Raw genomic sequence first — 20,097 nt, forward strand, 5'->3', positions numbered from 1 at the left:
AACTGACTATGTTGATCGAAGCATTTGAAACATTTCTGGCTAAGTCATGCACTCCGGATGTTGTGCGACAGATTGAGTCCAGCGGAAAAATCGACCTCCTTTGGCGCGAGGTTGAGGACAGCGGATTCTTGGCGCTTATGGCGCCCGAAGAACTCGGCGGTGCGGGCATGTCGTGGAGCGAGGCCTTCGCGGCGTTCACACTCTTGGGCCGGTACGCCATGCCGGCACCCATCGCACAAACCATTGCCGCGCGCGCCTGGATGCCCTCCGAAATGCGAGGCGCGGCAATATCACTGGCATCGTTGCACGCAAGGACCTCTTCAGGGGACGTAATTCTCGACAAAGTGCCGTACGGATTAGTGGCGACACATGTTGCCTGCGAGCAAAATTCCGGCGTCGTAGAAATTTGGCCTTGCGAGAATGCGCGGCGCACTACATCCAGAATTCCAGGTTGCGCAACCGCCACCTCGTTAACGTGGAGCGAGCGCCCACAGTCCCTCGCCATGCTTGCTCCTGGCACCCACCTTGAATGGACAAGCGCAGCGATCCATGCAGCCTTGCTTGCAGGCTCCATGCAGCGGGTGCTCGATATCTGCTTGCAGTATTCAGCGGATCGCGCGCAATTCGGCAAGCCTATCGGTAAATTTCAAGCTGTCCAGCAGCAAATCGCAGTGGTCGCCGAGCACGTCGTGGCGGCCCGGATAGCGGCACAACTACCGTTTGCGCGCGGCTTGAGCCTTGCGACTGTCGCTGTAGCCAAAGCCCGTTGCAGCGAAGCTGCGGGACTTGTCGCAGCTGCCGCGCACGCCGTGCATGGCGCGTTCGGAATCACGGCTGAGTACGAGCTGCAGCTTCATACCCGAAGGCTCCATGAATGGCGAATGGCCGATGGCGCCGAGGCCATATGGCACGACAGAATCGGAAAGGTCCTAACCGACGCGCGGGGACCAGACTTCGTCGCGTTCGCTCAAACTCTGGACACGCGGCTAGCAATCGCCTAGCCGAATGCCCCGTTCTCGCGATGGCGCCGAATGGCATCTGCATCGAGCCATTGCTGCAACGCTTGCTCCGGCATCTGAGGCCCATCATCCGGCGCGCACGGGTCCGACGCCATGGTCCGGGAAAATCGGGGGGCAGCCCGCGGATGCTGGACTCCATCCACCTCCACGAATGTTCCACGCGCGGCCAAGTGTGGATGCCGTGGCGCCTCAACAAAGGTCAGTACCTGACTAAAGCATGCGTTCGTATGTTCTAAAAGTTGTGCCCACTCAGCACGCGTTCGGGTGCGAAATACGTCCGACAGCATACGTCGGGCCTGTGGCCAATGTGCTTGCTCGTATTGGCCGCCAACGGAATGAGGGGCGATCCCAAGTGCATGAAGCAGTTCGAGATAAAACTTGGGTTCAATCGGAGCAATTGATACCCAGTGGTCGTCCGCGCATTGATATACGCCATAGAACGGTGCCCCGCCGTCAAGCACGCTTTGGCCTCTTTGCACACCGTGGGCACCTGCAGCGATCAGCCCCTGGAACAATGCCGATAGCGATGCAACGCCGTCCACCATCGCCGCGTCCACCACCTGTCCTCGACCCGAAGAGCGGGCTTCGAGAATCGCCGCTAGTATTCCAAATGCTAAGTAAAGCGCGCCACCGGCATAGTCGCCAATTAGGTTGAGCGGAATTGCAGGTCGCTCGGCAGAACCGATGGCATGAAGCACGCCAGTAAGAGCTACGTAGTTTAAATCATGGCCTGCAACGTCAGCCAATGGACCGTCCTGGCCCCACCCCGTGACGCGCCCATACGTCAGTCGACGATTAACCTCAAAGCATTCTTGCGGACCTAATCCCAAGCGCTCCATGGTGCCGGGCCGAAATCCTTCCATCAGGGCGTCCGCCTGACTAATAAGATCCATCAACGCCGCATGACCCGCTTTGGACTTGACATCCACTACAACGGCAGGCCGGCTGCGAAGAACAAGATCGTATTTCCGAGGCCGGGGAATACCCAATCCGCTACCTCCAGCTTTTTCGATCCGGACAACCTGAGCCCCCAAGTCAGCCATCAACATGGCACACATAGGCCCAGGACCGACTCCGGCCATCTCGACGATTTTCAGACCATGAAGCGGCCCCGCACCGCTTGTTACGCCAACGCCAAGTGTCATGATTTTCGGCTCCGGAATGCTGCCACTCTGTCGCTAAAGTCGGGCAGCGCTTCCAAGAGTGCCATATGAGACGATACGGCATCAAGATGCGATCTCAAAGTCATCGACCCGTTCATGTTGTCGTAGACCGCACGCTTCGTGAACCGGATCGCTTCGCAAGGTTGACGCGCTATACGCCTCGCGAGCTCTAGTGCAACCTGGAGTGCCTGGCCCGCAGGTGCCAACCTATTGGCCAAACCCATAGCGAGTGCCGCCTGAGCGTCAACTTCTTCTCCAGTCCAAAGCAATTCGAGCGCCTTAGGGACACCCACGATGCGGGGAAGGAACCACCCCCCTCCGTCACCCGGCATCAGCGCCATGCGGATGTAGCTCTCTGCAACAACGGCGGCGGAGTCCATGATTCGTAAATCACACATCAACGCCATGTCCAGGCCCGCCCCTCTGGCAGTTCCATTGATCGCAGCTATGACCGGACAGTCGATCCTCTCCAGCAATTGCGGGATGTGGTGCACGTTCTGCCAAAGGTAGTTCTTCTTTTCCAAGGCGTCCATCGCTAAGAAGGCTTCGAGGTCATCCACGTCACCCCCTGCGCAAAATGCCTCGCCCCTTCCGGTAACCACGAGAACCCGAACTCTCCGATCTTCAGCGACTTTTTCAAGAGCAGCGCGCCACTGTCTGATCATCTCCGCATTGAAAGCATTGAACTTGTTGGGACGGTTTAGCGCAAGCGTGGCCACTCCATCGTCATCGACGGAATAAAGGATCAAGGCATCCTGATGTGAGTCAGTCATTTTTTCCCTTCAGTATAATGAACGACGTTCATTATACTGAACAAAACAAGGGCTAACCAAGAATCGCCATTCCATCCATTGCGAATTGGCCGTCCGCTCCTGCGGCCCACAATCTGGCAGTCTGTGCGTCGACGCGGCCGGCAACGGTAAACGAGCTTCCCACAAACAAAGGACTCAAGGCGCGAAATGTGAAGTTTCTGATCTTCACTCCAGGCCGGAAGGCCCGCAATTGCTCGAGTAGTAGAGTGGCGATTAAAGGTCCGTGCACTACCAAAGACGGATACCCTTCAATCTGTGTAGCGTAGGGGTGGTCATAGTGAATCCGGTGACCGTTAAACGTCAGGGCTGAATACCGAAATAACAAAATCGGGTCCGGCGTAACTATCCGACTGAACTGCGCGTCGTGCGGTGCCGAGCGCAACGGTAGACCCTGCACCGCTCCCGGGGCTTCTCGGTAAACAATGTCCTGACTTTCGCTGATTGCTAGACCTAAAGGTGAATGAATTTCATGGGCAACTTGGACAAAAACCAAGCTACCAGTTCGCCCAGTCTTCTCCTGGATATTGCTAATTCTGGACACCCGTCGGACAAACTCGCCGACCCGCAGGGGGTGGTGAAACGTCAGCGCACCACCGGCCCACATGCGCCTAGGCAATTCGATTGGCGGGAGAAAACCACCCCTACAGGGGTGGCCGTCATTCGACAAGTTTTCGGGAGCCTCTGCTTGCAAAAAGTGAAGCCAATGCCAAAGTGGAGGCAGTTCGTCGTTCTGCTCATCACTCGAACCCAGCGCTGCCCGCATTAGACGAATGGCAGTCGGCGAAACAATATCCTCTGTATCCTGCGAGCGTCCTACCCACGCTCCCCACGAAGAATCGGTCATATGCTACTTCTCCAGTTGTTGGAGCAAATCGGGGATCGCCATAAATAAGTCCGTCTCCAACCCATAGTCAGCCACCGAGAAGATCGGTGCTTCCGGGTCCTTGTTGATCGCCACGATCACCTTGGAATCCTTCATGCCGGCCAGATGCTGGATCGCACCCGAGATGCCCGCTGCGATGTACAGCTGCGGCGCCACGATCTTGCCGGTCTGGCCCACCTGCAGGTCGTTGGGCGCGTAGCCCGCGTCCACCGCAGCGCGGCTCGCGCCGATGGCGGCACCCAGCTTGTCGGCGAGAGGCGTCATCACTTCATTGAACTTCTCGGAGCTGCCCAGCGCACGTCCACCGGAGACGATGATCTTGGCGGCGGTGAGTTCGGGGCGCTCGCTCTTGGCGATCTCGCTGCCCACGAAGCTGCTCTTGCCGTTGCCGGAAGCGGCTGCGGGGGTTTCGACGGCGGCGCTGCCACCCGAGGCTGCTGCCGGGTCGAAGGCCGTGGTGCGAACCGTGATCACCTTGGTGGCGTCGGCGCTCTGCACGGTGGCAATCGCGTTGCCGGCGTAGATCGGACGCTCGAAGGTGTCGGCAGCATCGACCTTGGTGATGTCGCTGATCTGCGCGACGTCCAGCTTGGCGGCGACGCGCGGGGCGACGTTCTTGCCGCTGGCGGTGGCCGGGAAGAGGATGTGGCTGTAGTTGCTGGCGATGGCGAGGACCTGGGCCGCGACGTTCTCGGCCAGGCCGTGGGCGAAGCCTTCGCCGTCGGCGTGGATGACCTTGGCGACGCCGGCGATCTGGCTGGCAGCCTTGGCGGCTTCAGCCGCGTTCAGGCCAGCAACCAGCACATGGACGTCACCGCCGCAGGCGGCAGCGGCCGTCACGGTGTTGAGCGTTGCGGGCTTGATCGAAGCGTTGTCGTGTTCTGCAATGACGAGTGCGGTCATATATCTGTTGGTTTAGGTGTTGCGTTCTAGCGAGCAAATGGGAAACTGGAGGCAAATCAACGAGGCACCCTGCGGGCCGGCCACAAAGCGTAGAGCGTCTTCATCGGCAGAGGCAAAAATCACAGCCCACGGCAGATAGACAGAACTCCTTACTGTCAAGGAACCAGACATTACGATCAGGAATCGCCCGCCGCATCGCGCCTCCTTGCAGAGTTGCCTCTCATACCCAGGAGATAACGCCATGCAGGATGCAGAGACGCCTTCTGCATCTAGTGGCATGATTGAATGAACGTCATTGCACGCCAACGACTCCAGCCAACCTTGCGCAGGAGCGGTCGCGGTTCTCTGATACTTGCGAAAACCTCGGCGCAAACGAGCACGCTCATGAGGGAGCTGCCAAGCACCAGTGTCTGATAGCAGCCGGATCGTGAAATAGGATAGGCCGTCGCGATCTGCAATGAGTGGTCCGTAACCAGTTTCTGGCGTGGTGTAGTGGATACTCCACGGTGTCAGCACGTGACGGCCTAGCGCTCCTGCGCCCGCCGAAACGACCTGAAATTGATGTTCAAGATGGAAATGCGGCGGGAGACTAAAGCCCGCCTCTTGTTCGACAAGATATGCCTGCGGACTGGGTTGCATCAGCGGATCTGACACGATGAAGTCCGTGCGATATCCGCGGAAGAATGGAACATCACTGCGCCGCTTCAATGCAAAACTATCAGCGGCGTTCCTACCCACGAACATTGTCAGATGACCTTCGCTTCGTTCTTGAGCTTGTCCACCAGCGTGGCCACGTCCGGCACCTTGATGCCGGCCTTGCGGCCTGCGGGCTCGGCCACCTTCAGGGTCTTCAGGCGCGGTTTCACGTCCACACCGAGGTCTTCGGGCTTGACGGTATCGAGCTGCTTCTTCTTGGCCTTCATGATGTTGGGCAGCGTGACGTAACGCGGCTCGTTCAGGCGCAGGTCGGTGGTGATGACTGCCGGCAGCGTGAGCGCGAGGGTTTCGAGGCCGCCGTCCACTTCGCGGGTGACCTTGACCTTGTCGCCATCGACTTCGACCTTGCTGGCGAACGTGGCTTGGGGCAGATCAGCCAGCGCGGCCAGCATCTGGCCGGTCTGGTTGGCGTCGTCGTCGATCGCCTGCTTGCCCAGGATCACGAGGGAGGGTTGCTCCTTGTCCACGAGTGCCTTGAGCAGCTTGGCCACGGCCAGCGGCTGCAGCTCTTCGGTGGTTTCCACCAGGATCGCGCGGTCCGCGCCGATGGCCATCGCCGTGCGCAGCGTTTCCTGGCATTGCGTGACGCCGCAGGACACCGCGATGACTTCCGTGACGACACCCTTCTCCTTCAGGCGCACCGCTTCTTCCACAGCGATCTCGTCGAACGGGTTCATGCTCATCTTCACGTTGGCGATGTCCACACCGCTGCCATCGGACTTCACTCGGACTTTCACGTTGTAGTCCACCACGCGTTTCACGGGTACCAGCACTTTCACTTCATTTCCTTCTATTTAAGCTCTTCCGGCAAGCTGTTCGGCGGTCCGCACAATCGCCTGAGCTCGGAGGACAACAGGAGCGTCAACCATCTTTCCATCCAGGACAACCACATCACCTCCTGACTCTTGCACGGCTGTGACAACGCGGCGTGCCCACGCGACGACCTCTTGGGAGGGGGAGTAAGCAGAATTCACCACCTGAACCTGCTTGGGATGAATACAAAGCTTGCCCTCAAAGCCAAGCCTTGCACTCCTTGATGCATCCGCCGCCAGCCGCACGGGATCATCCAGAGCGACAGTTACACCGTCGATCGGACCAGGCAAACCAGCGAGCCGCGACGCAAGAACTAGTTCTGAGCGGTACATCAGCAGCTCGTCATCGTCTCCATCAATACGCAGATCAGCCTGAAAGTCGAGAGATCCAAAGGCTAAGCGAGAGACCGGTCTGCACCTCGCGAGCAATCGGGCGTTGGCCAGTCCTTCAGCAGTCTCAATGAGCGCAAAAATGCGGCTGCAACCCACCCGTTCCAGCATTTTGATTGGGTCAATCGACTCCGCTTTGGGCAACATGATGGCAGCTACACCTGGCAAAGATAAAAGTTCGAGGTCCGCGGAGAACCAAGCGCTACCCGCAGCATTGATCCGCACGATTGCAGGTTGCTGTGCGTTCAGCGCATTGGCAACTTGCTCGCGAGCAAATTCCTTTTCCCCCGGCGGCACTGCATCTTCCAAGTCAAAGATGACGGCATCCGTGGCGCTTTGAAATGCCTTCTGAAAACGCTCCGGTCTGTTACCCGGAACAAAGAGAAGAGAGCGTTCTAAAGACATCATTAGTACGATCGCGGCAAGTCAAGAAGATGCTCAGCCACATAGCTAAGAATCATGTTCGTTGATATAGGAGCAACCTGGTACAGGCGCGTTTCCCGGAATTTCCGCTCGATGTCGTACTCATGCGCGAACCCGAAGCCCCCGTGGTATTGAAGGCAAGCGTTCGCAGCCTCCCAACTTGCCTTGGCCGCCAGATACTTAGCCATATTTGCCTGAGCACCACAAGGTAGTTTGGCGTCAAATAGCCTGCAAGCTTCAAACCGCATCAAGTTGGCTGCCTCTAGCTCGATGAACGCTTCAGCGATGGGGAACTGCACGCCTTGGTTCTGGCCGATAGGTCTACCAAACACCACGCGGTCTTTCACATAGCGGCAAATTCGGTCAATGAACCAGTATCCATCGCCTATGCACTCGGCGGCAATCAGGGTCCTCTCCGCATTGAGGCCATCCAGGATGTACTTAAAACCATGACCTTCTTGGCCTATGAGGTTACCCTCCGGAATCTCCAGATTTTCAAAGAAAAGCTCGTTGGTCTCGTGATTGACCATATTTGCGATCGGCCGTACCGTCATTCCGGCCTTTTCCGCCTCGCGCAAATCAACCATGAAGATCGACATGCCTTCTGTCTTCCTCTTCACTTCAACCAACGGTGTGGTACGTGCCAGCAAGATCATCCAATCGCTATGCTGGACTCGAGAAATCCAGACCTTCTGGCCATTGACGATGTACCGGTCACCTTTCTTGACTGCAGTCGTTTTTATTTTCGTTGTATCTGTACCCGTCGTCGGTTCAGTGACCCCCATGGACTGCAGGCGCCACTCCCCTTTAGCGATCTTGGGCAAATAGAGGGCTTTTTGCTCTTCCGATCCATGTCGCAACAATGTGCCCATGTTGTACATCTGGCCATGGCATGCCCCGGAGTTACCGCCACTGCGATTTATTTCCTCCATGATGACTGAGGCCTCTGCTAAGCCGAGACCTGACCCCCCGTACTCGGTGGGAATCAAAGCGGCGAGCCATCCAGCGTTCGTCAGGGCATCCACGAATGCAGTGGGGTATGCCCTCTGCTCATCGATTTTTCGATGATATTCGTCCGGGAATTCGGCGCAAAGTGCGCGGACCGCGTTGCGAATATCCTGATAACTGTCGATATTTGACATGGTGATCTGGTGGTGGCCAGTTGTTTTCTATTTAATACCGCATTCATCCTAATATTTGATGAGTTGAAGAATCAAATAGAAAATTTGCATGCCACATTGAATATGAGCATCGGAGCTTTTTATGGATCTCAAACAGTTGCGGGCGTTTTTGACGGTTTCGGAGGTAGGTAGCGTCACCCGGGCTGCAGAGTTGTTGAACTTGGTGCAACCCACTGTCTCGAGGCAGCTACAGTTGCTCGAAGAGGATATGGGAACGCCCCTATTTGAACGCGGCGCCCGACGAATGACGCTGACAGCGGCCGGAAAAACTATGGTCGAATACACACGACGAATCCTGAATGAGGTAGCGCGTGCAAAGGCCGAAATTCGTCCGGAGGGCGGATCTGTGGCTGGAATTGTGAGCATCGGCCTGCTAGCTAGCACGTCCGATCTGCTATCCACTCCTATCGTCTCAGCAATCTCCAATGCCTACCCGCAGATACGACCCCGCATTGTTGTGGGGTATGCCGGGCACCTAGTCGAGCTTCTGGAGAATGGGGAAGTAGATTTCGCCCTCCTATACGACCAAAAAAATACCCCTGCGCTTCACGTAACAACACTGATCGAAGAGGAGTTATGGGTAGTTGGACCTGTTTCAGCGAACCTTCGCCGTAGTAGACCCGTACAGCCCAATCAACTGGCTCTACAGCGATTCGTCCTTCCCAGTGCGCCTTATGGGCTACGCGCATTGATTGAGCAGGCAGTGTCTTTGATGCAGGTCCAACTCGACGTAGTCGCCGAGACCGATTCACTTAGCGTGCAGAAGAACTTGGTGATGAACGGGCATGGCTGGACCATTCTGCCCGCGGCCTCCGTGTCAGAAGACGTTGCGCAGAAGCGCTTAAGTGCGACCACATTCGCGGGACTGCCATTGCGACGAAAAATCGTTATTGCAGCGCCTGCTAGCCGACAACCGACCACCTCCGTACGATGTGCACTGACGATCTTGCTTGATCAAATGAAAACCATGGTGCAGTCAAAACAGTGGACATCTGCTGTTTGGCTTGCCGAGGATTGGAATCAGAAGCACACACACACGTGATGCCTCAAGCTTTCACGAGTCCATCGTCTCGGCAGGACGCACTGGTTCGTGGCCAAAAATTTCTCTTTTCGGTCATTCGAGCGTACTGCTGGCATGACGCCATGCTGATCATGCAGCGAGAGACTACATGACCTCAGCGGCTTGCACATTGCATATGCTTAGGCCGACTGTACGGCAACATTCGCTAGATCGATTTACAGAGCGTTTCTCGCGAAATCGCTGACCTACCCCTCACCCGACTCAACAAGGCCAAGCAAAGCCGGTTCTACCGAATGTTGCCGGACGAAGGCAGGCTCGCACTGAACGACTTCGTGAAAGCGTTGGGAGCACTGAGATACAACGGGGTCTGCTCGCTGAAATCTTCAACGATCACGCCGGTAACTGGTCGCTCCCTATAAACGGGTGGATCGCAACATCTCCGCCGAGTAGCTGATTGATGCGTACTTGGTCGGGTCTTAAATATCCAGCACTAGTCCAGTTGCCATCGGACGTGACACACAGACCATCATGGTTCTGTTAGCCGCCTTCTCACTATCACTCAGAAGGCCATCCCGATGTTCGACTTCACCACTGAGGACCGGCGTTTCGCATGTACCGCAGACGCCTTCGCAGCAACTGTAGTTAACCGGGATCCCGGCATCAAGCATCGCATCCAAAAGCGTCTGGCCCGCCTTTACCGTGACAATGCGACGACTCCTGTGCAATTCAACCTGGTATTCGTTCGTGTCATTCAGGCCCGGATCCAGTGCCGCCGAAGGTATCGCAGTAAAGCGCTCCAGATGGACGTTGCCTTGTCCGAGCTCCGCCAGGGTGGACTCGTATGCGGCCAACATCGGTGATGGACCGCATGCGTAAAAGTGGGTCGATGGACCGACGAAGGGTGTCATCAGGGCCTTGAGATCGGGAGGACCACGCTGCTCGTCGTCGAAATGCAGAGTAAGTGCGCCAGTCACGTCCGTCAAACTCCTCACGTCCTCCATGAAGCCGGCCTGCAGCCGCGACCTTGCACAGTAGATCATGTGAACCTTCTGCCCCAATGCGGAAAGCCTGCGCAGCATCGAGAGAAGCGGGGTGATGCCAATCCCCCCTGCCACTAAAACACTCATTTCTGCCAACTCGTTCAGCTGGAAATGATTCCGAGGACCCGAGAGCCCGATCACCGAGCCGACGCGTAATTGTTCATGGACGAACCGCGAGCCACCCCGGCTGGCCCGGTCGAGGAGTACGCCCAGCACATAGCGGTGCGTCTCTCCAGGCATGTTCGAGAGCGAGTAGCTACGCACTATGCCATTTGGTAGATGGACGTCAACATGGGCTCCCGCCTCCACCGGCGGGAACTCAGCGACAGGATCTACCGGCCGTAGCTCGATTCCGACGACTCCGTCGGCTTCGTGGCGCATCAGGTGGACGCGCGCGGAGAGTAATTGTGTGGCCATGGCAGTCACTCAGCACCGTGAGCGAAGTTGAAGCGTCAGCGTGGACGGATCAGCCGGACTTCTTGCGCTTGGTGGGCGGGACTTCGCCGTACAAGGCTCGCGACACTAGCTTCTCGTAAACCGCGACCACCCATTCGGGCAGCTGTTTTGTACGGCCTTTCTGCCGCGCATATCGCATCGCGATGTACTCTCGGGCTCCCATGAGCATGAAGGCAATAGCCTCCAGCTCTTCCGCCGCCAGTCCCTTTATTTCGCCGCGACCATGGGCCCGCGTGAGAACGCGCGTATAGCCATCCGACACATTACGCGTGTGCTCCTCATAGGCTTCCGCACAAAAGACACGCGCTTCGAACAGGATTCGGTAGAACTCTGGGTGCTCATACAGGAAATCGAAAAACGCCTTGAAGCTGTTAACTTCACGCTCCAGGTCGGTTTTTGCAGTGGCGGCCTCGGCCTGGATGCGCTCCAGCATGCTCTTTCCGATGTTGGGCAGCAACTGGTCAAAGAGATCCTGACGGGATTCGAAATAATTGTAGAACGTGCCATGGGCGACCTTGGCCTCTGCCGTGATGGCTGCGACCTGGGCATCCGGATAGCCCATCTCACCGACGATCTTGGCCGTCGCATCGAACAGGGCATCGCGTGTGAGGATCGACCGCTCCTCACGGCTGAGCTTCGGAGCTTTTGACTTCTTCTTTGAGATGGTGGTGGCTGCAGTTTTGGCTTGTGCCATCGAAGTCCGCTCCCTGCTTTTTACGTTGACGGTCGCTGCTCTCGCCATCAGCTTGCGACGTAGCCGCCGTCGACGGGAATCATGACACCATTGACGAGGCTCGATGCAGCGGAAGCGAGGAACAGCGCCGTGCCAGCCAATTCTACGGGAGGCGACCAGCGCTTGGAGGGTAGCCGAGCCATGACAGTTGCATTGAAAGCTTCGTCGTTCTGCCCGCCCTTGCTGATTTCCGTATCGATCCAGCCGGGGGCAATAGCGTTGACGCGAATCCCGTCTTCTGCATACGCGATGGCCAGCGATTTTGTCAGCGACATAACTGCAGTCTTGGCTGCTGCGTAGGCAGGAACGCGGCCGTTTCCGAAATAGCTGTACATCGACCCGATGTTAATGATGCAACCACGTCGCTCTTTGAGATGCGGCCGGAAGGCCGCTGCAAGCCTTACGTTGCCGAACAGATGAATATCGACAATCTTCTCGAAGACACCGGGCTGGTGTTCCTTGAACGGCACCAGCGTTCCAGCGCAATGGATGAGTACGTCCAGCTTTTCCATCTTTGCCGCCAGTGCGTTGACCGCTGCTTCGTCGCGCACATCGAGCATCTCGAACCGCATGCGCTCATGCCGCAACGGCTCGGCCGGTGGCTTGATATCTGAAACCACCACGTGAGATCCACGATCTGCGAAGGCTTGCGCAAAGGCCATGCCGATGCCCCCCGTGCCGCCCGTGATCAGCACATGTTTCCCGGAGACGTCAAAAGAAAGTGGATCGACTGCATTACTGTCCATGAAAACTCCTCAGTTGGCAGGCAGACCCAGGCACAAGCGGATCTGCTGGTGAAAATGAATCAAGGCGGGCTCGTTGCGTCCGAAAGTCACATGCTTTTGCCCCCCCCGCTCGCAGGACTGCTGGATTCCTTCGCACACCGGAAAGTCCTCTTCCTCTACGGTGCGGAGCAACAGGTCCATGTTCTTGTCCCAGTAGCGCTTTTCGCGCTCGTTCTGGGGTGCCCGCGGAATGAACAGCGACGCTTCGGCGATGCACTCGCCCGCATGTCGACCCGGGAAGGCGCGCCAGATCTCCAGGTGGTCGCCTTGCCACACGATCAGGCTGTTTGGCAATGCCGTGTAGACGACGGCCGTGCGCGGCAGGAAGTCCCACTCTGCCTCCGGCTTTGACTTAAGTTCGATGATCGTGCGCCGCGGGATAATCAGACGTCCATTGGGCCCAAAAGCGTCGAAGACGTTGACGGCCGGCTGGAAGATAGGGGCCACCGTATCGCGGTGCAACGTTCCCACATGCCAGGTTTCCATGAAGGTGTCGATCACCAGCTTCCAGTTCATGGCCTTCGTGACGCGCCGTGTGTCATGGTGCTTGTAGCCGGCAAATCCATACGACGCGATCTCGTCGTCCATCCCGCCTAAGAGCTTGTCTTCGTCGATCTGCCCTCCAGGCTGTGGCAGCACCCAGATAAAGCCGTGCCGCTCCACGCAGGGCAGCATGACGAGACTGCGATCATCCGGGCTGATGCCGGGGAATCCGGCGCTCGGCGTCACCATGCGCAGCTTTCCCTCGAAACTGTAGGTCCACGCATGGTATGGACAGGTGATGGCGCGCTCACAATGCCCGGTCCCGTCCTTGAGTCGCGCGCCCCGATGGCGGCACATGTTGAGCATGGCGCGCGCCACCCCATCCTGCCCTCGGACGACGAGGATCGGCGTGCCGGAGAGCTCGTCGGCCACGTAGTCGCCCGGGTTCGGCATCTGGCTGCTATGGCAATGCAGGAGCGGGGACTGGCGGAAGAACACCTCGCGTTCGCGCGCGAGTTGTTCTTCACTGGTGTAGGTGTCCACCGGATTGAGGAAAACCTCGTCCGTCAGTTCCGTGCCGCGCTGTTCGATGAAATCGATCACCCGTTGGGCGAGATCGATCTGGGTCTGCTGTCTCATAAAGATTCCTGCATCGCCCGGTCACCCGGGCGAGTGATGGTCATTTTTGGCCAGAACTCTCGCTGACGCGCGTCCATCGGCCATCCTTGACAACGTAGATGATGGACGAGCGCGCAGAAGCATGGCTGGTCGGCGTAATGCTCTGCAGCGGTCCATTGAACATGTCTTGATAGCCATTAATCCGCTCGAATGCCGTAGCCAACGTCTGGGTATTGAGGTCCTTGCCCGCATCGTGCAACGCTCGGATGGTCAGGTCCATGATGACCTGGCCCACCGCGGCCTGGATGGCCGGGTCTGCATTGAACCGCGCCTTGTAGGCATCGAACCACCTGGCGACCGCGGGGTTTGCAGTGTCGCGGTACGGCGGGTCGAAGAATCCCGTGGCATAGAGACCTTCTGTGGCACCGCCTTGCGCCCCCGACACAGTCAGGTCATAGCTACTCGCCGCGCCGATGAAGTCCACATCGTTCCAGCCCATTTTGCGTGCGGTGGAGTAAGGAACGATCGTGTCCCGGACAATGGTGCCGAGTGCGATCAGATCACACTTGGCGTCACGCAACTTGGAGATCGCGGCAGTGAAATCCTGCTCGGTCGCACGGTGGCTGGCCGATGCCACCAGCGGCAGGTTGGCCGACTTGAGATACGCCTGCACGCCGTCGAAGACGTCACGGCCGAAGTCCGTATCCTGGTACATGGCACAGACCGCCTTCTTGCCCTTCTTTCCGATCATGTAGCTCAGGCCGGACTTGATCTGCTCCTGATAGGGCTGGTAGATCGCGTATTTGAGCGGGTTGACGGGTTCGGACATCGAGCTCGCCCACGTAATCGGGAACAGATTGGGGATCCCGGCTTTCTGCTGGAGCGGCAGCGCCGCATTGTTCATCGGCGTGCCGGCCGCACCGACGAAGGCAAAAACCTTGTCATGGCTGATGAGCTTGTTGGCCGCCTGCACGGCACGCGGCACCTGATACTGGCTGTCTTCCACAATGAGGCGGATCTTGCGCCCGTGGATGCCGCCCTTGGCGTTCTCCTCGTCAATCCGCATGCGGAATGCGTTTGCCACGGGAACGCCGAAACTGGCGGCAGGACCGGACAGGTCCGCGTGCATGCCCAGAAGGATCTCGGTCGGTGTCACGCCCTGCACCGCTTGGGCCGAAGCGATGATGGGCAGGGAGGCCAGCACGCCCAAGGCGCGCTTGATGGAGTTGGCGATCATGATGTTTCCTCGTTTCCTCAGTCTTGATACATGGACTCGATCAGCTGCTCGTACTTCTTGTTAACCAACTTACGCTTCAACTTCATGGTCGGCGTAAGCTCCTCATCGTCCGCCGTCAATAGCTGATCGATCAGGCGGAATCGCTTGATGGTTTCGACGCGGGCGAGTTGTGAATTGACCTTCTCGATCTCTGAGCCGATCAGGTCCTGGACTTCCTTGGCATGGCACAGGGAGGCGTAGTTCGAGAAGGGGACGTTCCGGTCTTGCGCGAACTTGACCACGTTGTCATGGTCAATCATCACCAGACAGGTCAGGAACTTCCGGCGATCCCCGATGACGACGGCGTCGGAGATGTAGGGCGAGAACTTCAGGAGGTTTTCGATTTCCGACGGCGTGATGTTCTTGCCACCGGCGGTGATGATGATGTCCTTCATCCGGTCGGTAATGTAGACGTAGCCGTCGTCATCGATCTTTCCGACGTCGCCTGTCCGCAACCAGCCATCGACGACCGTCTCTGCCGTCTTCTCGGGATTATGGAGATAGCCCATGAACACGTGCGGCCCCCTGACAAGAAGCTCGCCTTCGGGTGACGTCTTCACGCTGGAGCCCGGTAAAGGTTTGCCCACAGAGCCCAGCCGCTTCTCCGCCGGCATGATGGTGGCGATGCCGGTGCACTCCGTCTGCCCGTAGATCTCCCGCATCTCGAAACCGAGCGCAAGATACCAGCGCAGGAGGGCCGGTGCAATCGGTGCCGCCCCCGTGCCCAGCACCTTCGCGCGCCGGATGCCCAGCATGGTCTTGATGTTCCGCAACACCACAAGGTCGGCCACGCGGTGCAGCGCGGCGAGGTGGAGTGGCACTGGCTTCCTTGCCAGGCGAAGATCGGCCACCCGTTCGCCGACGGAAACTGCAGTGCGATAGGCGTGGCGGCAGATGGCAGGCGCCTCGGATATCCGTATCGTCACTTCCGAGTAGAACTTTTCCCACAAGCGCGGCACAGCGAAGAAGAAGGTGGGGGCGACTTCGCGGATGTTTTGCGTGACCGTGTCCAGGCCCTCAACAAAATTGAGGACCGCGCCCGTCTTCATCGAGAATAGGATGCCGAACTTGCGCTCGGCGATATGACAGAGCGGCAGGAAAGATAGCAGTTCATCGCCCTCGCCCAGCTCGGAGAACAGCGTGACGTGCTCCGTCTGGTACATGAGATTGCGGTGGCTGATCATCGACCCCTTGGGTGCTCCCGTTGTGCCCGATGTGTAGATCAGAACGGCAATGTCGTCCGGCCGGGCGGCGGCGCCCTCAACGGCCCACAGGTCGGTGTGGCTCAGCTCATGGCTGCGCCCTGTCTCCTGGAGATCAGCGAACGACATCACCATCGGGTCACGAAAATCCCGCAAGCCCTTCATGTCGAACACGACGATAGCCACCAGCGTCGGGCAATCCCTACGAACTTCCAGGACCTTGTCGAGCTGTTCTTCATCCTCGACAAAGATGACCCGCGTGTGACTGTCACTGAGGATGTACTGGATCTGCTTGGCGGAATCGGTGGGGTAGATGCCGTTGGTGACCGCCCCGATACCTTGCGTGCCCATATCTGCGAACAGCCACTCAGGTATGTTCTCGGACAGGATCGAGACGACATCACCCCGCTGCACACCCAATGACCGCATGCCAAGTCCCACAGCACGAGCGGCATCGCCGTAGTCTTGCCATGTGATTTCCTGCCAGATGCCGAGGTCCTTCTCACGCATCGCGACTTTCGATCCGCGCTCGGCGACCATCTTCTGGAACAGGGCGGGCACGGTTTCGCAGCCATTCACCGCATGTCGGCCCATAGCCTGAGAGTCAGTTTCTGCCATTACCTTGGCTTCGGTCATATTCATCAGCATGGTTCATCGCCAGGTTTTCCGGCGCTTCCAGCGCCGCGTGCCGCGTACGGCGTCGCCCTTGACACCAAGGTAGAACTCCTTGACGTCGTCCTGTTCACGCAGTTCGTCGCTGCGGCCGCCGAGCACGATGCGGCCCATTTCGAGCACATAACCGAAGTCCGCAGTCGCCAGCGCCGTGTTGGCGTTCTGCTCCACCAACAGGATGGTCGTGCCCTGCTCCTGGTTGATGCGTCGGATGATCGTGAAGATCTCCTTCATGAGACGGGGCGACAGGCCGAGTGATGGCTCATCGAGCAGCATCAGCTTAGGCCTCGCCATCATTGCACGGCCGATGGCCAGCATCTGCTGCTCCCCGCCGGACAAACCCGCGGCTGGCTGGCCTTCGCGCTTGCGAAGCGAGGGGAAGTAGTCGTAAACGAGCCGTAAGTCCTCCTGGACTTCCAGCCTGTCGTTGCGCACATAGCTGCCGATGGCGAGGTTTTCCTGCACGGTCATGAACGGGAAAACTTCGCGTCCTTCCGGGACGTGGCTGATGCCCAGCCGGACGGCAGCATCAGGATTGATGCCGTGGATTGCGCGCCCCTCGAACTCCACGCTGCCTTTCTGCGGGTCCATGACGCCAGAGACGGTCTTGAGGATGGTCGTCTTGCCAGCGCCGTTGGCTCCCAGCAGAGTGACGATGGCGCCCTTCTCAACGTCGAAACTGACTCCCCGGATGGCCATGACTGGACCGTAGTACGTCTCAATGTTTCGGACGCTCAATAGGTGTTCGCTCATTGTGCGGCTCCTAGATAAGCTTCGACGACCACCGGATTGCGCTGCACTTCTTCAGCTGTGCCCATGGCCAGATAGCGTCCAGAGTTAACCGCCAGCACCCTATCAGACACTTGGGACACCAGTCCCATGTCGTGCTCGATCATTAGCACCGTGACGCCCAGGTCCTTTTTGATGTCCTGGATCCAGAACGCCAGGTCGCCTGTTTCCTCGACATTGAGTCCGGACGACGGCTCGTCCAGCAAAAGTAGGCGCGGCTTCGCACACAGGGCTCGCGCGATTTCGACCACTTTGCGCACGCCGTAGGGCAGGTCGCGGATAGTGGCGTCGCGCCAGGCGTGCAGCTCCAGCAGGTCCATGACCTTTTCGGCGTACAGACGGCTCTCCCGTTCTCCACCACGGACCTTCGAGGTGAAGAACAGGTCACGCAGCACGCCCGTGCTGCGCCACGAGTGGCACCCGACGAGCACGTTGCGCAGTACCGATGCGCTCTCAAAGAGCTCGATGTTCTGGAAGGTGCGGGCAACCCCGCGGGCGGCCACAGAATGCGCAGGTACCCGAGTGACATCTTCCCCGGCCAGCAGGATCCGGCCGCTGGTCGCGTCATAAATCCGACTGAGGAGGTTGAAGACGCTTGTCTTGCCCGCACCGTTTGGGCCGATGATGGTGAACACCTCCCCAGCTTCGACTTCGAAGCTCAGTCCGTCCACGGCCTTGATGCCGCCGAAGTTGAGAGATATAGATTCGATACTCAGCAGGGCGCTCATCTCAGCCGCTCCGATCTCATGTAAGTCTTCTGGCGCTTGAAGCTGGCCGCCTTGTAGAGGGGGAATGTCGCGAAGAAGAACTTCACCTTCTGCCAACGGCCGTAGATGCCAGTGGGCTCGAAGACGATGAATGCAACGAGGATCAATCCGTACAAGCCCGGCTCGATGGCAGGCTGCTGCGCGATGGACTCGGGCATATAGGTCTTGGCGGCGGCAATCAGCAACGGGAGAATCACGATGAAGATTGCCCCGAAGAAGACGCCATGGATCGATCCCAGACCGCCCACCACGACCAGCATCAGCATCTGGATGGACAGCAGTGGACTGAAGACTTCTGGTGAGAGGTAGCTAATCTTGTGAGCGAGCAATGCACCCATCAGGCCGCTCAGCACGGCGCTAGCACAGAAGGCCACCGATTTGTAGTAGACGAGGTTGACGCCCATGCTGCGCGCGGCCACCTCGCTGTCCCGAAGCGCGACCAGAGCACGCCCTGTGGGTGAACGCATCCAGTTGAGGACGAGCACGGTCGGGATGCCGATCAGCAGCAGGCATAGGTAATAAAAGGGGCGCGCCGCGTCGAACGAGAAACCGCCGAACACCAGGCTGGGCACCGGCAGGCCACGGTGACCGCCTGTCAGCGACTCCCAGTGCGCGAACACCTGCTCAGCAATGGCCGCGAACGCGAGCGTACCGATGGCTAAGTAAATGCCATGTAGGCGCGTCAGCGGCAGCCCGATGAGCAAGCCGACCAGCCCTGCGGCGAAGGCAGCCGCCGGCAAGGCGACCAAGGGCGAGACACCGTGCGACACCAGCACCGCCTCGGTATACGCGCCTATACCGATGAACGCAGCCTGCCCCAGTGAAACTTGGCCCGTGTAGCCGACCAGCAGCATGGCGCCCAAGCCACCAATGGACCAGATCATCAGCATACTCAATTCGCCGATGTAGTAGTCCGAAAGGACCCAGGGCAATAAGACCGCAAATGCGATCAGCAGGCCATACCAGAAGACATCACCACCATGCCGGGTGAGGCCGAAGTCTTGCTCGTAGCGCTTCTTGAAAACGTAGCGCATGTTCAGACCTTTTTCCTGACGACTTTTCCGAAGATGCCGTGAGGCCGAGCGAGAAGCACAGCCAGCAGCACGATGTAGGGGCTGGTGTCACGCCATGCGGCACTCAGTGCCACGCCGGCGAGGAGCTCGACCACACCAATAATGATCCCGCCGACCAGCGCGCCGGGGATCGAGCCGAATCCACCGATGACCGCGGCAGCAAATGCCTTGAGCCCGATCGAGCCCATGTTCACATCGACCAGGGTTACCGGCGCAAGCAGAACGCCAGCGCATGCCGACACGGCGGCGGAAACTGCCCAGATGAGCGAGAGATATCGCCTGACGGGAATGCCCATGTAGTAAGCGGCCAACTGATTCTCCGATGCCGCCTGCATGGCCTGCCCGACCTTTGTGTAGCGAAACGCCAGATACATCAGCACACAAAGGGCCAGCGTGCCCACGATGATTGACGCATATGTGTAGGAGATGGAGATCTCTCCCACGTGCAGCATTCCCGCACTGAAAGGCGTCTGGAGCGTGCGTGTTTCGGGCCCCCATGCAATAGCGGCCACACTGCGCAAAATGAAGCCGATGCCCAGCGTCAGCATAACGGTGGAGAACTGCGGGTATCCGACGATACGCCGAACAATCACGGCATCGATTGCGCCGCCGATGAAAAGCATCGCCACAACCGCGAGACCAAACCCGGTCCAGTAACCCAGGCCCATCGTCGACACGAAAGTGACTGCGAGAAGGGCTCCAAGCATCATCAAGTCGCCCTGAGCGAAGTTCACCACTTCGCCTGCCTTGTAAATCAGCACGAATCCGAGCGCCACCAACCCGTAGATGCAGCCTACTGCGACCCCGGTGACAAGAAGCTGGGCAATCTCAGCCATTAACCACTCCTACGCCCGCCTGACATCGGCTCAAGCCAGTTAG

The 20,097-nt window shown here is 58.4% G+C and carries 19 protein-coding genes; 2 read left to right on the forward strand and 17 right to left on the reverse strand.

Features of this window, described 5'->3' with window-relative positions:
- Nucleotides 1-8 precede the first annotated feature (8 nt).
- Nucleotides 9-1,001 carry an acyl-CoA dehydrogenase family protein gene (locus ACO2Q9_RS04690; RefSeq protein ID WP_423308793.1) on the forward strand — a complete coding sequence of 331 codons (993 nt, stop codon included), beginning with the start codon at nt 9-11 and terminating at the stop codon, nt 999-1,001.
- On the opposite strand, the gene ACO2Q9_RS04695 is transcribed toward ACO2Q9_RS04690, so the two are convergent.
- The 7 genes from ACO2Q9_RS04695 to ACO2Q9_RS04725 all read right to left on the reverse strand — a co-directional run bounded on the left by ACO2Q9_RS04695 (nt 998) and on the right by ACO2Q9_RS04725 (nt 8,264).
- Entirely contained in the window at nt 998-2,164 is a 1,167-nt protein-coding gene (locus ACO2Q9_RS04695; RefSeq protein ID WP_423308795.1) for a CaiB/BaiF CoA transferase family protein, read from the reverse strand. The genes ACO2Q9_RS04690 and ACO2Q9_RS04695 overlap by 4 nt on opposite strands.
- Nucleotides 2,161-2,955 carry an enoyl-CoA hydratase/isomerase family protein gene (locus ACO2Q9_RS04700; protein WP_423308797.1) on the reverse strand — a complete coding sequence of 265 codons (795 nt, stop codon included), beginning with the start codon at nt 2,953-2,955 and terminating at the stop codon, nt 2,161-2,163. The genes ACO2Q9_RS04695 and ACO2Q9_RS04700 overlap by 4 nt, the downstream gene beginning before the upstream one ends.
- Nucleotides 2,956-3,007: 52 nt before the next feature.
- Nucleotides 3,008-3,838 carry an FAS1-like dehydratase domain-containing protein gene (locus ACO2Q9_RS04705; RefSeq protein WP_423308799.1) on the reverse strand — a complete coding sequence of 277 codons (831 nt, stop codon included), beginning with the start codon at nt 3,836-3,838 and terminating at the stop codon, nt 3,008-3,010.
- A 3-nt stretch (nt 3,839-3,841) separates the two neighbouring features.
- Nucleotides 3,842-4,780 (reverse strand): electron transfer flavoprotein subunit alpha/FixB family protein, encoded by a 939-nt coding sequence (locus tag ACO2Q9_RS04710; RefSeq protein ID WP_423308801.1) that lies wholly within the window; start codon nt 4,778-4,780, stop codon nt 3,842-3,844.
- A 746-nt stretch (nt 4,781-5,526) separates the two neighbouring features.
- Nucleotides 5,527-6,276: an electron transfer flavoprotein subunit beta/FixA family protein gene (locus tag ACO2Q9_RS04715; protein ID WP_423308803.1), complete on the reverse strand. Its 750-nt coding sequence runs from the start codon at nt 6,274-6,276 to the stop codon at nt 5,527-5,529.
- 15 nt (nt 6,277-6,291) lie between these two features.
- Nucleotides 6,292-7,104, reverse strand: a complete 813-nt coding sequence (locus ACO2Q9_RS04720; protein WP_423308805.1) for an HpcH/HpaI aldolase/citrate lyase family protein — start codon at nt 7,102-7,104, stop codon at nt 6,292-6,294.
- Between the two features lie 2 nt (nt 7,105-7,106).
- On the reverse strand, nt 7,107-8,264 hold the full coding sequence (locus ACO2Q9_RS04725; RefSeq protein ID WP_423308807.1) for an acyl-CoA dehydrogenase family protein: 1,158 nt from the start codon (nt 8,262-8,264) through the stop codon (nt 7,107-7,109).
- A gap of 121 nt (nt 8,265-8,385) precedes the next feature.
- On the opposite strand from ACO2Q9_RS04725, the gene ACO2Q9_RS04730 reads away from it, so the two are divergent.
- A complete protein-coding gene (locus ACO2Q9_RS04730; protein ID WP_423308809.1) occupies nt 8,386-9,345 on the forward strand; it encodes a LysR family transcriptional regulator in 960 nt (319 codons plus the stop codon).
- Between the two features lie 455 nt (nt 9,346-9,800).
- Here the strand turns inward: ACO2Q9_RS04730 and ACO2Q9_RS04735 are convergent, their stop codons facing one another.
- Genes ACO2Q9_RS04735 through ACO2Q9_RS04780 form a run of 10 tightly spaced genes read right to left on the reverse strand, consistent with a single transcriptional unit; the run spans nt 9,801 to nt 20,054 of the window.
- On the reverse strand, nt 9,801-10,781 hold the full coding sequence (locus tag ACO2Q9_RS04735) for a PDR/VanB family oxidoreductase (RefSeq protein ID WP_423308811.1): 981 nt from the start codon (nt 10,779-10,781) through the stop codon (nt 9,801-9,803).
- Between the two features lie 49 nt (nt 10,782-10,830).
- Nucleotides 10,831-11,514, reverse strand: coding sequence for a TetR/AcrR family transcriptional regulator (locus ACO2Q9_RS04740; RefSeq protein ID WP_423308813.1), 684 nt, complete (start codon nt 11,512-11,514; stop codon nt 10,831-10,833).
- A 47-nt stretch (nt 11,515-11,561) separates the two neighbouring features.
- Nucleotides 11,562-12,299, reverse strand: a complete 738-nt coding sequence (locus ACO2Q9_RS04745) for an SDR family NAD(P)-dependent oxidoreductase (protein WP_423308815.1) — start codon at nt 12,297-12,299, stop codon at nt 11,562-11,564.
- 9 nt (nt 12,300-12,308) lie between these two features.
- A complete protein-coding gene (locus ACO2Q9_RS04750) occupies nt 12,309-13,460 on the reverse strand; it encodes an aromatic ring-hydroxylating oxygenase subunit alpha (protein ID WP_423308817.1) in 1,152 nt (383 codons plus the stop codon).
- Between the two features lie 40 nt (nt 13,461-13,500).
- On the reverse strand, nt 13,501-14,676 hold the full coding sequence (locus ACO2Q9_RS04755) for an ABC transporter substrate-binding protein (protein ID WP_423308819.1): 1,176 nt from the start codon (nt 14,674-14,676) through the stop codon (nt 13,501-13,503).
- A gap of 17 nt (nt 14,677-14,693) precedes the next feature.
- Entirely contained in the window at nt 14,694-16,559 is a 1,866-nt protein-coding gene (locus ACO2Q9_RS04760) for an AMP-dependent synthetase/ligase (RefSeq protein ID WP_423308821.1), read from the reverse strand.
- 9 nt (nt 16,560-16,568) lie between these two features.
- Nucleotides 16,569-17,342 carry an ABC transporter ATP-binding protein gene (locus tag ACO2Q9_RS04765; protein ID WP_423308823.1) on the reverse strand — a complete coding sequence of 258 codons (774 nt, stop codon included), beginning with the start codon at nt 17,340-17,342 and terminating at the stop codon, nt 16,569-16,571.
- Complete coding sequence (locus ACO2Q9_RS04770) at nt 17,339-18,106, reverse strand: ABC transporter ATP-binding protein (protein WP_423308825.1); 768 nt, start codon at nt 18,104-18,106, stop codon at nt 17,339-17,341. The genes ACO2Q9_RS04765 and ACO2Q9_RS04770 overlap by 4 nt, the downstream gene beginning before the upstream one ends.
- Entirely contained in the window at nt 18,103-19,179 is a 1,077-nt protein-coding gene (locus ACO2Q9_RS04775) for a branched-chain amino acid ABC transporter permease (protein WP_423308827.1), read from the reverse strand. Before ACO2Q9_RS04775 ends, ACO2Q9_RS04770 begins: the two co-directional genes overlap by 4 nt.
- A 2-nt stretch (nt 19,180-19,181) precedes the next feature.
- Nucleotides 19,182-20,054, reverse strand: a complete 873-nt coding sequence (locus ACO2Q9_RS04780) for a branched-chain amino acid ABC transporter permease (protein WP_423308829.1) — start codon at nt 20,052-20,054, stop codon at nt 19,182-19,184.
- Between the last annotated feature and the right edge of the window lie 43 nt (nt 20,055-20,097).

The organism is Variovorax sp. VNK109, from assembly GCF_049445855.1.
Taxonomy (GTDB): Bacteria; Pseudomonadota; Gammaproteobacteria; order Burkholderiales; family Burkholderiaceae_C; genus JAGOCV01.

Coding starts and splice junctions, on each gene's coding strand:
- ACO2Q9_RS04770 (WP_423308825.1), bottom strand. CDS start 18,106: ATGAGCGCCCTGCTGAGTATCGAATCTATATCTCTCAACTTCGGCGGC.
- ACO2Q9_RS04755 (WP_423308819.1), bottom strand. CDS start 14,676: ATGATCGCCAACTCCATCAAGCGCGCCTTGGGCGTGCTGGCCTCCCTG.
- ACO2Q9_RS04705 (WP_423308799.1), bottom strand. CDS start 3,838: ATGACCGATTCTTCGTGGGGAGCGTGGGTAGGACGCTCGCAGGATACA.
- ACO2Q9_RS04740 (WP_423308813.1), bottom strand. CDS start 11,514: ATGGCACAAGCCAAAACTGCAGCCACCACCATCTCAAAGAAGAAGTCA.
- ACO2Q9_RS04750 (WP_423308817.1), bottom strand. CDS start 13,460: ATGAGACAGCAGACCCAGATCGATCTCGCCCAACGGGTGATCGATTTC.
- ACO2Q9_RS04780 (WP_423308829.1), bottom strand. CDS start 20,054: ATGGCTGAGATTGCCCAGCTTCTTGTCACCGGGGTCGCAGTAGGCTGC.
- ACO2Q9_RS04765 (WP_423308823.1), bottom strand. CDS start 17,342: ATGAGCGAACACCTATTGAGCGTCCGAAACATTGAGACGTACTACGGT.
- ACO2Q9_RS04700 (WP_423308797.1), bottom strand. CDS start 2,955: ATGACTGACTCACATCAGGATGCCTTGATCCTTTATTCCGTCGATGAC.
- ACO2Q9_RS04720 (WP_423308805.1), bottom strand. CDS start 7,104: ATGTCTTTAGAACGCTCTCTTCTCTTTGTTCCGGGTAACAGACCGGAG.
- ACO2Q9_RS04690 (WP_423308793.1), top strand. CDS start 9: ATGTTGATCGAAGCATTTGAAACATTTCTGGCTAAGTCATGCACTCCG.
- ACO2Q9_RS04730 (WP_423308809.1), top strand. CDS start 8,386: ATGGATCTCAAACAGTTGCGGGCGTTTTTGACGGTTTCGGAGGTAGGT.
- ACO2Q9_RS04775 (WP_423308827.1), bottom strand. CDS start 19,179: ATGCGCTACGTTTTCAAGAAGCGCTACGAGCAAGACTTCGGCCTCACC.
- ACO2Q9_RS04695 (WP_423308795.1), bottom strand. CDS start 2,164: ATGACACTTGGCGTTGGCGTAACAAGCGGTGCGGGGCCGCTTCATGGT.
- ACO2Q9_RS04725 (WP_423308807.1), bottom strand. CDS start 8,264: ATGTCAAATATCGACAGTTATCAGGATATTCGCAACGCGGTCCGCGCA.
- ACO2Q9_RS04710 (WP_423308801.1), bottom strand. CDS start 4,780: ATGACCGCACTCGTCATTGCAGAACACGACAACGCTTCGATCAAGCCC.
- ACO2Q9_RS04745 (WP_423308815.1), bottom strand. CDS start 12,299: ATGGACAGTAATGCAGTCGATCCACTTTCTTTTGACGTCTCCGGGAAA.
- ACO2Q9_RS04735 (WP_423308811.1), bottom strand. CDS start 10,781: ATGGCCACACAATTACTCTCCGCGCGCGTCCACCTGATGCGCCACGAA.
- ACO2Q9_RS04760 (WP_423308821.1), bottom strand. CDS start 16,559: ATGAATATGACCGAAGCCAAGGTAATGGCAGAAACTGACTCTCAGGCT.